General features: G+C 61.3%; 10 protein-coding genes. 7 read left to right on the forward strand and 3 right to left on the reverse strand.

Annotation, left to right across the window (positions count from 1 at the left end):
• The first annotated feature begins 14 nt into the window (after positions 1-14).
• The 3 genes from ftsA to lpxC all read left to right on the forward strand — a co-directional run bounded on the left by ftsA (position 15) and on the right by lpxC (position 3,540).
• Entirely contained in the window at positions 15-1,268 is a 1,254-nt protein-coding gene (gene ftsA, locus DM813_RS13570) for a cell division protein FtsA (RefSeq protein WP_128323907.1), read from the forward strand.
• A gap of 57 nt (positions 1,269-1,325) precedes the next feature.
• Positions 1,326-2,516, forward strand: coding sequence for a cell division protein FtsZ (ftsZ, locus tag DM813_RS13575; RefSeq protein WP_128323908.1), 1,191 nt, complete (start codon positions 1,326-1,328; stop codon positions 2,514-2,516).
• Between the two features lie 112 nt (positions 2,517-2,628).
• Positions 2,629-3,540, forward strand: coding sequence for a UDP-3-O-acyl-N-acetylglucosamine deacetylase (gene lpxC / locus DM813_RS13580; protein WP_128323909.1), 912 nt, complete (start codon positions 2,629-2,631; stop codon positions 3,538-3,540).
• Positions 3,541-3,598: 58 nt separating this feature from the next.
• Here the strand turns inward: lpxC and DM813_RS13585 are convergent, their stop codons facing one another.
• Positions 3,599-4,048, reverse strand: coding sequence for a DUF721 domain-containing protein (locus DM813_RS13585; protein ID WP_128323910.1), 450 nt, complete (start codon positions 4,046-4,048; stop codon positions 3,599-3,601).
• A 284-nt stretch (positions 4,049-4,332) separates the two neighbouring features.
• Between DM813_RS13585 and secA the strand changes: the two genes are divergently transcribed.
• The 4 genes from secA to DM813_RS13605 all read left to right on the forward strand — a co-directional run bounded on the left by secA (position 4,333) and on the right by DM813_RS13605 (position 10,049).
• Entirely contained in the window at positions 4,333-7,068 is a 2,736-nt protein-coding gene (gene secA, locus DM813_RS13590) for a preprotein translocase subunit SecA (protein ID WP_128323911.1), read from the forward strand.
• Positions 7,069-7,195: 127 nt separating this feature from the next.
• Positions 7,196-8,413, forward strand: coding sequence for a bifunctional glutamate N-acetyltransferase/amino-acid acetyltransferase ArgJ (gene argJ, locus DM813_RS13595; protein WP_128323912.1), 1,218 nt, complete (start codon positions 7,196-7,198; stop codon positions 8,411-8,413).
• Positions 8,414-8,475: 62 nt separating this feature from the next.
• On the forward strand, positions 8,476-9,108 hold the full coding sequence (locus DM813_RS13600; RefSeq protein ID WP_128323913.1) for a glutathione S-transferase family protein: 633 nt from the start codon (positions 8,476-8,478) through the stop codon (positions 9,106-9,108).
• A complete protein-coding gene (locus DM813_RS13605; RefSeq protein WP_128323914.1) occupies positions 9,105-10,049 on the forward strand; it encodes a Nudix family hydrolase in 945 nt (314 codons plus the stop codon). The genes DM813_RS13600 and DM813_RS13605 overlap by 4 nt, the downstream gene beginning before the upstream one ends.
• A 51-nt stretch (positions 10,050-10,100) precedes the next feature.
• Here DM813_RS13605 and DM813_RS13610 read toward each other — a convergent pair whose 3' ends face one another.
• Positions 10,101-10,670 carry a cob(I)yrinic acid a,c-diamide adenosyltransferase gene (locus DM813_RS13610; RefSeq protein ID WP_128323915.1) on the reverse strand — a complete coding sequence of 190 codons (570 nt, stop codon included), beginning with the start codon at positions 10,668-10,670 and terminating at the stop codon, positions 10,101-10,103.
• 2 nt (positions 10,671-10,672) lie between these two features.
• Positions 10,673-12,709, reverse strand: a complete 2,037-nt coding sequence (locus DM813_RS13615; RefSeq protein ID WP_128323916.1) for an ATP-binding protein — start codon at positions 12,707-12,709, stop codon at positions 10,673-10,675.
• Positions 12,710-12,744: the final 35 nt, after the last annotated feature.

Genomic DNA, 12,744 nt, shown 5'->3' on the forward strand with positions numbered 1-12,744 from the left:
AGAGAGGCAGGACCATGGCAAATGCGCATAGCGGCAAAATGATCGTCGGGCTGGATATCGGTACCTCCAAGGTGGTGGCGCTGGTAGGCGAAGTCGCGGCAGACGGTACCCTGGAAATCGTCGGTATTGGCACGCACCCTTCGCGCGGGTTGAAGAAGGGCGTCGTGGTCAATATCGAGTCGACCGTGCAGTCGATCCAGCGGGCGGTGGAAGAAGCCCAGCTGATGGCCGGCTGCCGTATCCACTCGGCGTTTGTCGGTGTGGCCGGCAATCACATCCGCAGCCTGAACTCGCACGGCATCGTTGCAATTCGCGACCGTGAAGTCAGCTCGGCCGACCTTGAGCGCGTGCTCGACGCCGCCCAGGCTGTTGCCATTCCGGCCGATCAGCGGGTCCTGCATACCCTGCCTCAGGACTACGTGATCGATAACCAGGAAGGCGTGCGCGAGCCGCTGGGCATGTCCGGCGTGCGTCTGGAGGCCAAGGTTCACGTGGTCACCTGCGCCGTTAACGCCGCACAGAACATTGAAAAGTGCGTGCGCCGCTGCGGTCTGGAAATCGACGACATCATCCTCGAGCAACTGGCCTCGGCCTACTCGGTGCTGACCGACGACGAGAAAGAGCTGGGCGTGTGCCTGGTGGACATCGGTGGCGGCACCACCGATATCGCCATCTTCACTGAAGGCGCGATCCGTCACACCGCGGTGATCCCGATTGCCGGCGACCAGGTGACCAACGATATCGCCATGGCCCTGCGCACGCCGACCCAGTACGCCGAAGAGATCAAGATCCGTTACGCCTGCGCCCTGGCCAAGCTGGCCGGTGCCGGCGAAACCATCAAAGTGCCAAGCGTCGGCGACCGTCCACCGCGCGAACTGTCGCGCCAGGCATTGGCCGAGGTGGTCGAGCCGCGTTACGACGAGCTGTTCACCCTGATCCAGGCCGAGCTGCGTCGCAGCGGTTACGAGGACCTGGTGCCGGCAGGCATCGTCCTCACCGGCGGTACCGCGAAGATGGAAGGTGCGGTCGAGCTCGCCGAAGAGATTTTCCACATGCCGGTGCGCCTGGGCGTGCCGCATAGCGTTCGGGGTCTGAGTGACGTCGTGCGCAACCCGATTTATTCCACCGGTGTGGGCCTGCTGACCTACGGCTTGCAGAAGCAGTCCGACGGCGTGTCCCTGACCGGTAACAGCAGCAACAGCTATGGCGATGAACCGAAGGCTCCAGCGTTCGAGCGTTTCAAACGCTGGGTCCAGGGCAACTTTTAAAGTTTCAAAGCAGTAGTAGTAGGCGCAAAAAACTAGAGAACTGTAAGGAGAGGGAAAATGTTCGAGCTCGTAGACAACGTCCCGCAAAGCCCGGTCATCAAAGTGATCGGCGTCGGTGGCGGCGGTGGCAACGCCGTCAATCACATGGTCAAGAGCAACATCGAAGGCGTTGAGTTCATCTGCGCCAACACGGATGCTCAAGCGCTGAAAAACATCGGTGCACGTACCATTCTGCAACTGGGTACCGGTGTGACCAAGGGCCTGGGCGCCGGTGCCAATCCGGAAGTCGGCCGTCAGGCCGCGCTGGAAGACCGTGAGCGCATTGCCGAGGTACTGCAGGGCACCAACATGGTGTTCATCACCACCGGCATGGGTGGTGGTACCGGTACCGGTGCTGCACCGATCATCGCCGAAGTCGCCAAGGAGCTGGGCATCCTCACCGTTGCGGTGGTGACCCGTCCGTTCCCGTTCGAAGGCCGCAAGCGCATGCAGATCGCCGATGAAGGCATCCGTGCACTGGCAGACAGCGTCGACTCGCTGATCACCATCCCGAACGAGAAGCTGCTGACCATCCTGGGCAAGGATGCGAGCCTGCTGTCCGCCTTCGCCAAGGCCGACGACGTACTGGCCGGTGCCGTTCGCGGTATCTCCGACATCATCAAGCGCCCGGGCATGATCAACGTCGACTTTGCCGACGTGCGTACCGTGATGAGCGAAATGGGCATGGCCATGATGGGTACTGGCTGCGCCAGCGGCCCTAACCGTGCGCGTGAAGCGACTGAAGCGGCCATCCGTAACCCGCTGCTCGAAGACGTCAACCTGCAGGGTGCCCGCGGTATCCTGGTCAACATCACCGCCGGTCCGGACCTGTCGCTGGGCGAGTACTCGGACGTGGGTAGCATCATCGAGGCCTTCGCTTCCGATCACGCCATGGTCAAGGTCGGTACCGTTATCGATCCGGACATGCGCGACGAGCTGCACGTGACTGTCGTCGCCACCGGTCTGGGTGCGAAGATCGAGAAACCGGTGAAGATCATCGACAACACCATGCAGACCGCTGCCATGCAGACCCCTGCGCCTGCCCCGGTTCGTCAGGAGCAATCGTCGGTGAACTACCGTGATCTGGAGCGTCCTACCGTGATGCGTAACCAGGCTCACGCCGGTGCAGCCGCCGCAGCCAAACTTAATCCGCAAGACGATCTGGATTATCTGGACATCCCAGCTTTCCTGCGTCGTCAGGCCGATTAATGAAATTTATCAGGGGTATAAGGGTGATTGGTATTCAGCAAAGGTCGGGTCTGGTATTATCCTCAACCTTTGTTGATACCAGTTCGCAATTTGCGCTGAAGCGGCCAATGCCATGATTAAACAACGCACCCTGAAGAATATTATCCGTGCCACAGGTGTCGGCCTGCACTCCGGGGAAAAGGTTTACCTGACCCTCAAACCTGCACCTGTGGATACCGGCATTGTATTTCGCCGAGCCGACCTCGACCCCGTGGTGGAAATTCCTGCTCGCGCGGCGAATGTCGGCGAGACCACCATGTCGACGACATTAATCAACGGCGATACCAAGGTAGACACGGTAGAGCACCTGCTTTCGGCCATGGCTGGCCTGGGCATCGATAACGCCTACGTCGAGCTCTCCGCGTCCGAAGTGCCGATCATGGACGGTAGCGCAGGGCCCTTTGTATTCCTGATTCAATCGGCTGGCCTGGAAGAACAGGACGCAGCCAAGAAGTTCATCCGCATCCTGCGCGAAGTAACAGTGGAAGACGGCGACAAGCGCGCCACTTTCCTGCCATTCGACGGGTTCAAGGTGAGCTTCGAGATCGATTTCGATCACCCGGTGTTCCGCAACCGGACCCAAAGTGCCAGCGTGGACTTTTCCAGCACCTCGTTCGTGAAGGAAGTCAGTCGCGCCCGGACCTTCGGGTTCATGAGCGATATCGAGTACCTGCGCAAGCATAACCTCGCGCTCGGCGGCAGTGTGGAAAACGCCATCGTGGTCGACAAGGACGGCGTGCTCAATGAAGACGGCCTTCGTTACGAAGACGAATTCGTCAAGCACAAGATCCTCGACGCCATCGGCGACCTCTACCTGCTGGGCAACAGCCTGATCGGCGAGTTCAAGGGCTACAAGTCCGGACACGCGCTGAACAACCAGCTGCTGCGCAAGCTGATCGAGGAGAAAGATGCCTGGGAAGTGGTGACCTTCGAAGATGCCAGTACGGCACCGATCTCTTACATGCGTCCCGTTGCGGCAGTGTAAGTTCGAACACTCTCTCTAGTGATTAAGGCCACCTTCGGGTGGCCTTTTTTATGCGCGGTCACTTTTTGCCGTGGCTGGCCAGGCGCTCAAGGGCAGCACGCAGGTTGGGATCGCTGATGCCTTCGGCGGTCGACTGGATGTTCTGCGCCGACTCGGTGGAAATATCCATGGGGTGGCCGGCGACAGGCGGCGTCCCGGCGGTGGGTTGCACCTTGAACAGGATGCGGGTCAGGCTGGCGAACACCTCCAGGGTCTGCAGCTGGCGTTGCAGGCGCTTTTGCTGGTAGCGCAGGCGGGTAGCCCAGTGGCCGTCGGTGACGATCAGCAGCAGGGTACCTTCGCGCCAGGAGGCAATATGACAATGTTCGCGGGCGGCCGGCTGCAGCTGGCTGTCGAGCAGCTTTTGCAGCTGCGCCAGACGCTGGGCCTGACTGAACAGGGCTTTGAGTGGTCGGGCTTCGCGCAGGAGTACGGCGGGCGCGCGGGCCGGCAAGGGGCGAAAAGCCATGAAGGGACACCTGAAGTTACAGTACCGGCATCTTATCAGATCCCCCGGCGCACGCCTTGCGCGGGTGCCTGTGGAAAAACTTCATGTTGCCGGTGGGTTGAAGTTGTGAAAAAAGCCCTTATTGTAAAAAAGCCCCGTCAAAGCGCTGTGCCAGCATCGTGGAAATCCGCCACTTTCCTCACCGTCGTTTCCGGGTAGAATGCTCGTTCGCATGCGGCCATAAGGGCTGCACGGGCGACTCACGGGGCCGCCCTCCATCCCTATGTGTGGAAGATCCTGCCGATATGTTTGCGCCTTTGTTAAAAAAACTTTTTGGAAGCAAGAACGAGCGTGAGGTGAAACGCCTGCTCAAGGCGGTGCAGTCCGTTAATGCCTTCGAAGAGAAGATGGTGGCCCTCTCGGACGAACAGCTGCGCGCCAAAACCGCAGAGTTCAAAGAGCGCCTGGCCAAAGGCGAGACCCTCGACCAATTGCTGCCGGAGGCCTTCGCCGTTGCCCGCGAGGCTGGCAAGCGGGTCATGGGCATGCGCCACTTCGATGTCCAGCTGATCGGTGGCATGGCCTTGCACGAAGGCACTATCGCAGAAATGCGTACCGGTGAAGGCAAGACTTTGGTCGCAACCTTGGCGGTATACCTCAATGCCTTGTCGGGCAAGGGTGTGCACGTGGTTACGGTCAACGACTACCTGGCCCGCCGTGACGCCAACTGGATGCGTCCACTGTATGAATTCCTCGGCCTGAGCGTTGGCGTCGTTACGCCGTTCCAGCCGCCGGAAGAGAAGCGCATTGCTTATGCCGCTGACATCACCTACGGCACCAACAACGAATTCGGTTTCGACTACCTGCGCGACAACATGGCGTTCAGCATGGACGAGAAATTCCAGCGCGAGCTGAATTTCGCCGTGATCGACGAAGTCGACTCCATCCTGATCGACGAAGCGCGGACCCCGCTGATCATCTCCGGCCAGGCCGAAGACAGCTCCAAGCTGTACATCGAGATCAACAAGCTGATCCCGCGCCTCAAGCAGCACATCGAGGAAGTCGAAGGCGAAGTTACCCAGGAAGGCCACTACAAGATCGACGAGAAGACCCGTCAGGTCGAGCTCAACGAGGCCGGTCACCAGTTCATCGAAGAGATGCTTGCCCAGGTCGGCCTGCTGGCCGAGGGCGAGAGCCTCTACTCGGCGCACAACCTGGGCCTGCTGACCCACGTCTATGCCGGTCTGCGTGCGCACAAGCTGTTCCATCGCAATGTCGAGTACATCGTCCAGGACGGTCAGATCCTGCTGATCGACGAGCACACCGGCCGTACCATGCCGGGCCGTCGCTTGTCCGAAGGCCTGCACCAGGCGATCGAAGCGAAGGAAAACCTGAACATCCAGGCCGAAAGCCAGACCCTGGCATCGACCACGTTCCAGAACTACTTCCGTCTGTACAACAAGCTGTCCGGCATGACCGGTACCGCTGACACCGAAGCCTTCGAGTTTGCCCAGATCTATAACCTCAACGTTATGGTCATCCCGCCGAACAAGCCGCTGGCCCGTAAAGACTTCAACGACCTGGTCTACCTGACCGCCGAAGAGAAGTACGCGGCGATCATTGCCGATATTAAGGAAAGCATGGCCCAGGGCCGTCCGGTGCTGGTGGGTACAGCCACCATCGAGACCTCCGAGCACATGTCCAACCTGCTCCAGCAGGAAGGCATCGATCACAAGGTACTGAACGCCAAGTACCACGAAAAGGAAGCCGAGATCATTGCCCAGGCCGGTCGTCCGGGGGCGCTGACCATCGCGACCAACATGGCCGGTCGTGGTACCGACATTCTCCTGGGCGGTAACTGGGAAGTGGAAGTCGCGGCGATGGAGAGCCCGACGCCTGAGCAGATCGCCCAGATCAAGGCAGACTGGCAGAAGCGTCACCAGCAAGTGATCGAGTCCGGTGGCCTGCATGTAATCGCTTCCGAGCGCCACGAGTCCCGTCGTATCGACAACCAGCTGCGCGGCCGTGCCGGTCGTCAGGGGGATCCGGGTTCCAGCCGTTTTTACCTGTCGCTGGAAGACAGCCTGATGCGTATCTTTGCCTCTGACCGGGTGAAGAACTTCATGAAGGCACTGGGCATGCAGTCCGGTGAAGCGATCGAGCACCGCATGGTGACCAACGCGATCGAAAAGGCCCAGCGCAAGGTTGAAGGGCGCAACTTCGACATTCGTAAGCAACTGCTCGAATTCGACGACGTTGCCAACGAACAGCGTAAAGTCATCTACCACATGCGTAACAGCCTGCTGGCAGCTGACAACATTGGCGACACCATTGCCGATTTCCGTCAGGAAGTGCTCGACGCCACTGTTGCCCAGCACATTCCGCCGCAGTCGCTGCCCGAGCAGTGGGATGTGGCCGGCCTCGAGGCTGCCCTGGCGAGCGATTTCGGCGTCAAGCTGCCGGTTCAGCAGTGGCTCGACGAAGACGATCACCTGTACGAAGAGACCCTGCGCGAGAAACTCATGGCCGAGCTGATGGCGGCCTACAACGAGAAGGAAGAGCAGGCCAGCGCCGAAGCCCTGCGCACCTTCGAGAAGCAGATTCTGCTGCGCGTACTGGACGACCTGTGGAAAGACCACCTGTCGACCATGGACCACCTGCGTCACGGTATCCATCTGCGCGGCTATGCCCAGAAGAACCCGAAGCAGGAGTACAAGCGCGAGTCGTTCAACCTGTTCCAGGAACTGCTCGACTCGATCAAACGCGACACCATCCGTGTGCTCTCGCACGTTCAGGTTCGCCGCGAAGACCCTGCCGAAGAAGAAGCACGCCTGCGCCGCGAAGCCGAGGAACTGGCCGCTCGCATGCAGTTCCAGCACGCCGCTGCTCCAGGTCTTGAGCAGGTTCAGGAGCAGGAGGAGGGCGCTGAAGTCGCCGTCGCCGCCGCCCCTGTGCGCAACGACCAGAAGCTGGGCCGCAACGAACTGTGCTGGTGTGGTTCGGGCAAGAAGTTCAAGCACTGCCACGGTCAGATCAACTAAAGTAATCGACCCGGCAATCTGCTGATTCACGAACACCACGCCGCGACCGGTCCCGTACCCTCGCGGCGTTGTTCCATCTCAAGCACCGGTATATTCGAGCCGGTGTATTTTTTCTAGGAGCGCTTTCATGGCTGTTGGTCTTGGTCCTTTGCCAACGTTGCACCCGGTTCCAGGTTTTGAACTCGGCATCGCCTCTGCGGGTATCAAGCGCCCGGGGCGCAAGGACGTCGTCGTCATGCGCTGTGCCGAAGGTTCCAGCGTGGCCGGCGTGTTCACCCTCAATGCCTTTTGTGCAGCGCCGGTAATCCTCGCCAAGCAGCGCGTACAGGGCACCGTGCGCTACCTGCTGACCAACACCGGTAACGCCAATGCCGGCACCGGCGCGCCAGGCCTGGCCGCTGCCGAGCGCACCTGCGCCAAGCTGGCCGAGCTGACTGGCGTCGACGCCAGCGCGGTTCTGCCATTCTCAACCGGTGTGATCGGTGAGCCGCTGCCGGTCGAGAAAATCGAAGGCGCGCTGCAGGCCGCACTGGATGACCTGTCGGAAAACAACTGGGCGGCTGCCGCTACCGGCATCATGACCACCGACACCCTGCCAAAGGGCGCCAGCCGTCAGTTCCAGCACGAAGGCGTGACGATCACCGTTACCGGTATCAGCAAGGGCGCCGGGATGATCCGTCCGAACATGGCCACCATGCTTGGCTATATCGCCACCGACGCCAAGGTTGCACCGGCGGTGCTCAAGGACCTGATGCTCGACGGCGCCAACAAGTCGTTCAACCGCATCACCATCGATGGCGATACCTCGACCAACGATTGCTGCATGCTGATTGCCACCGGCAAGGCGAACGTCGCCGAAGTCACGGAAGCCAAGGGCGTGCTGTTCGACGCGTTGAAAAAAGCCGTGTTCGAGGTGTGCATGGAAGTGGCCCAGGCCATTGTCCGTGACGGTGAGGGCGCGACCAAGTTTGTCACCGTTGAAGTCAACGGCGGCGGCAACCATCAGGAATGCCTGGATGTCGGTTACGCGGTGGCCCACTCGCCGCTGATCAAGACCGCGCTGTTTGCCTCCGACCCGAACTGGGGCCGCATCCTGGCAGCCGTAGGCCGCGCTGGCGTGCCTGATCTGGATGTCAGCCTGATCGACGTGTACCTGGGTGATGTCTGCATTGCCAGCAAAGGCGGCCGCAGTGCCACCTACACTGAAGCTCAGGGCTCGGCGGTGATGGCCGAAGAGGAAATCACCATCCGTATCGAGTTGGGCCGTGGCCAGTGCAGCGAAACCATCTGGACCACCGACCTGTCCCACGAGTACGTAAAAATCAACGCTGAGTACCGTACCTGATCACATCGCGGGGTCAGTCGCTTCGACTGGCCCCGCGATAGTTCCCCTGATGGAGCCGAACCATGAGTTACCACCTGATCATCGGCGACAAGCTTTACTCCTCCTGGTCGCTGCGTGGCGCCCTGGCCCTTGAGCTGGCCGGCGCCGACTATGAGGAAACCCTGATCAAACTCAACCAGGCCGACACCCGTGCGCGCCTGCTGGAGTTCTCGCCTACCGCCAAGGTGCCGCTGCTCAAGTGCGAGCACGGGATCATTGCCGATTCCCTGGCCATCGCCGAATACCTTGCCGAGCGTCATCCCGAGGCCAACCTGTGGCCAACCGACGTCGCCGCGCGTGCCCAGGCCCGTTCGGCCTGCGCGCAAATGCACAGCGGCTTCTTCGCCCTGCGTGGCACCATGCCGTTCGACCTGTCCCGCGACGAAGCCTTGGAGAACATGCCACTGGAAGTGCAGGTCGATGTCGACCGCATCGTCGCGCTTTGGTCTGAATGCCGTCTGGCGGCCAAAGAAGCCGGCCCGTTCCTGTTCGGTACACCAAGCCTGGCGGATGCATTCTTCGCTCCGGTGGCAGTACGCCTGCGCACCTACCGGGTGGAAGTGCCTGCTGAAGCAGCTGCCTACATCGAGACCATCTACCAGTGGCCGGCCTTCCAGGCATGGCAAAAGGCTGGGCTGGCGGAGCGTGAAGGGTGAAACGCATACATGTAGCCGCCGCCGTCATTCGCGGTGCTGACGGCCGAATCCTGATTGCCCGGCGCGCCGATACCCAGCACCAGGGTGGTCTGTGGGAGTTCCCTGGTGGCAAAGTCGAAGACGGCGAAGCGGTGGAAGTCGCCCTGGCCCGTGAACTGAATGAAGAGCTGGGCATTGTCGTCACGGCCGCGCGGCCGTTGATCAAGGTTCACCACGACTACCCGGACAAACAGGTGCTGCTGGATGTCTGGGAGGTCAGTGCATTCACCGGCGAGCCGCATGGCGCCGAAGGCCAGCCACTGGCCTGGGTAACCGCCCGTGAGTTGCCACAGTACGACTTCCCTGAAGCCAACCAGCCGATCGTGGCGGCAGCGCGCCTGCCGGGCGAGTACATGATTACCCCGGAAGGCCTGGAAGTTCCGCAGATGCTGCGTGGCATTCAAAAGGCTATCGCCGGCGGGATCAAACTGGTTCAGCTGCGTGCACCGAACATGTATGACCCCAAGTATCGCGACGTTGCCGTCGATGCGGTGGGCCTGTGTGCCGGCAAGGCGCAATTGATGCTGAAGGGGCCGCTGGAGTGGCTGGGTGATTTTCCTGCGGCCGGTTGGCACCTGACCTCCGAGCAGTTGCGCAAGTACGCCAGCAAGGGTCGGCCGTTCCCGAAAGAGCGCTGGTTGGCGGCGTCGTGCCACAGTGCCGAAGAGCTGAGCCTGGCCGAGCAGATGGACGTGGATTTTGTCACCCTGTCGCCGGTGCAAGCGACCCAGACACACCCGGATGCCCAGCCGTTGGGTTGGGAGCGGGCTCGCCAGCTGATCGAGGGCTTCAGCAAGCCGGTGTATCTGCTGGGTGGTGTCGGTGCTGGCGAACGCGAAAAGGCCTGGCAGCACGGCGCTCAGGGGGTGGCGGGAATCCGCGCGTTCTGGCCTGAGAGCTGAGTCTTTAGCGAGCCCGCCCCCACAGGTTGAGCTGGTCCTGTGGGAGCGGGTTCACCCGCGAAGAGGTTTCGCCGCTGCCTGCCAAAGCACCTCTGCCACCCCCTGACGCCGCCCGATCAACCGCGCTGCTACAAACAGCAGATCCGACAACCGGTTGATGTACGCCAACCCCACCCCAGCCAATGGCTCGACACTGTTCAGTTGCTGACAGCGCCGTTCGGCACTGCGCGCCAGGCTTCGGCACACATGGGCCTGGGCAATCAGCGCCGAACCACTGGGCAGAATGAAGTTTTCTAGCGGCCCCAGTTCCTCGTTCCAGCGGTCGATGGCCGCTTCCAGGCGCTCCACTTCGGCGGCGCTCAGTGCCTGGTAACTGGGCATCGCCAGCTCACCGCCCAGATCGAACAGACGGTGTTGGCAAGGCGCCAGCACCTCGGTCAGTTCATCCAGCTGGTGTTCGGCCAGCCCCGCCAGCAGCAGCCCGAGCTGGCTGTTGAGGCTGTCGACCTCGCCGATGGCCTCGATGCGTGGATGATCCTTGGGTACCCGACGGCCGTCCCCCAGGCCGGTTTCGCCTTTGTCGCCGGTGCGGGTGTAGATCTTCGACAACCGAAAACCCATGTTCATGACTCCATTGAGTGGGGCTCGACCACGCTGGGTGAGCTGCTGGCCAGTGGCAGGCGCAAGGTAAAGCAGGTGCCTTGCCCCGGTGCCGATTGCACCTCCATCTGGCCCTTGTGGTTGTTGGTGATGATGAAGTACGAGACGGACAGGCCCAGACCTGTGCCCTGGCCTATTTCCTTGGTGGTGAAGAAAGGCTCGAACGTGCGCTTGCGCACGGCCTCGGGCATGCCGACGCCGTTGTCTTCCACCTGGATTTCGGCCCAGGGCGGATTGAGTCGGGTACGCAGGATGATGCGCCCAGGCTCGCTGTCGTCTTCGCGCAGGTGAATGGCCTGGGCGGCGTTCTTCAACAGGTTCAGCAGCACTTGCTCCAGTTCGTTGGCCGTGCAGGGCACCGGGCCCAGGTTCGGGTCGAACTGGCGGATGATGGCCTGGCCCTTGAAGTCGAAGCCGATGGTGAGGTCGAAGTCGTTGCCGGCAATTTCCACAGCTTGATCAATCAACGCCGGCAAATCGCAAGGCGCCAGTTGGCGATTGCTGCGCCGACTGAAACTGAGCATGTGGGTGACGATCTTGGCTGCGCGCGCGCCGGCCTGGGCGATGCCATCGAGCAGTTGCGGGACCTCACGGCTTTCCAGGTAGCGGTTGACGGTAGCCAGGTCGATGCCCAGTTCGCCAGCCTGCTCCTGGTTTTTCACCAGGTCCGGCGACAGGCGTCGGCGTACGTTCTGTACGTTGTGCAGGATTGCTCCCAGTGGATTGTTGATTTCATGAGCCATGCCGGCAGCCAGGCCGCCCACCGACAGCATTTTTTCCGACTGCACCATCATTTCTTCCAGCGACAGGCGTTGGGTGATGTCGTCGATCCGGATCACCACACCGCGGCCGCCGCCCCCCATCAACGGATAGAAGGTCAGGGCGTAGTAGCGGCTATCGTCACCCTTGGTCCAGGTCACCCGTTCGATCTTCGCCACCCGGTGCTTCTCGACGCTTTCCTTGAGCTGCGGCAGGAACGGCTTGAGTGGTTCGAAGGCGAGGAAAATCGGCTGGTTCAGCGCTTCGTCCAGTGGTGTGCCGGACAGCGCGCTGGCTTCCTGATTCCACTGGGTGACGTAGAGTTGCTCGTCGAGGGCGATCAATGCCGAGGGCATGGAGTCGATGATGCTGTTGAGGTAGTTCTGAAAGCCGGTGAGCTTTTTCTCGATCTTGCTGCGTACCTGAACTTCCAGCTCCAGCTTGCGATTGGTGTGACGGGTTTCCTCGGCCAGGCCTTGGGCCTGGTCGTAGGCTTGCTGGAACTCGTCACGGGTGCGCTTGAGCTGTTGCTCGCGGGCCTCGATGCGCGAGAGCATGGTGTTGAACGCTTCGGCCAGGCTGCCGATTTCGTCGTCGTTGCCGCGGCGAGCGCGCAGCGCGTAGTTCTCCTCGCGGGTCACCTGGCGCGACAGCTGTTCGAGTTGATCGATCGGTTGAGTGATCAGGCGTTTGATCTGCCGGGCAATGACCATCCACAGCAAAATACTGAACACCAGGATGCCCAGGCTCGCGGTGAGGATGCCGGTATAGAACGCCATCGGCAGTTCACTGCTGGCGACCATCAGCAGGTGACCGGGAGGCCCACCTGGTCGCGGAATCGTCGTCAGCTGCGTACTGCGAAACTCGGTCAGGCGCCAGTTCTCGATGTTGCGGTATCGCTTGGGAAGGGGCAGTTGTTCGCCGTGCTGCAATTGCGCAAGCAGTTTGCCGTCGCCGCCGTACACCGCGGCCGCACGCAGCGGCGTATAGCTGTCGAGTTCCTTGAGCAGCTCATTCGCCGCTTCGGGCGAATCGGCGGCCTGGGCCGACAGTTGCGGGTTGGCTACCAGCCGGCCAATGGTCTGCAAGGCCTGCGGGGCCATGCTTTCCTGGGAGATCCAGTAGGCGGCGCTGATAAAGGTGACGTTGGCCACCAGCAAAATGGTGATCAACAACACCAGCAGGGCGGCCAGCAGTTTCTGGCCGACCGGCAGGTTCTCCAGGCGTTCGCGCAGCGTCATGTGAAAGCCAGATCCTGGTCGGTAGGTGAAAGGGC

Source organism: Pseudomonas alkylphenolica, from assembly GCF_004025535.1.
Lineage (GTDB): Bacteria > Pseudomonadota > Gammaproteobacteria > Pseudomonadales > Pseudomonadaceae > Aquipseudomonas > Aquipseudomonas alkylphenolica_A.

Bases quoted from the DNA above. Each gene is read 5' to 3' on its own strand.
- ftsA (WP_128323907.1), top strand. From the start codon at position 15: ATGGCAAATGCGCATAGCGGCAAAATGATCGTCGGGCTGGATATCGGT.
- ftsZ (WP_128323908.1), top strand. From the start codon at position 1,326: ATGTTCGAGCTCGTAGACAACGTCCCGCAAAGCCCGGTCATCAAAGTG.
- lpxC (WP_128323909.1), top strand. From the start codon at position 2,629: ATGATTAAACAACGCACCCTGAAGAATATTATCCGTGCCACAGGTGTC.
- DM813_RS13585 (WP_128323910.1), bottom strand. From the start codon at position 4,048: ATGGCTTTTCGCCCCTTGCCGGCCCGCGCGCCCGCCGTACTCCTGCGC.
- secA (WP_128323911.1), top strand. From the start codon at position 4,333: ATGTTTGCGCCTTTGTTAAAAAAACTTTTTGGAAGCAAGAACGAGCGT.
- argJ (WP_128323912.1), top strand. From the start codon at position 7,196: ATGGCTGTTGGTCTTGGTCCTTTGCCAACGTTGCACCCGGTTCCAGGT.
- DM813_RS13600 (WP_128323913.1), top strand. From the start codon at position 8,476: ATGAGTTACCACCTGATCATCGGCGACAAGCTTTACTCCTCCTGGTCG.
- DM813_RS13610 (WP_128323915.1), bottom strand. From the start codon at position 10,670: ATGGGTTTTCGGTTGTCGAAGATCTACACCCGCACCGGCGACAAAGGC.
- DM813_RS13615 (WP_128323916.1), bottom strand. From the start codon at position 12,709: ATGACGCTGCGCGAACGCCTGGAGAACCTGCCGGTCGGCCAGAAACTG.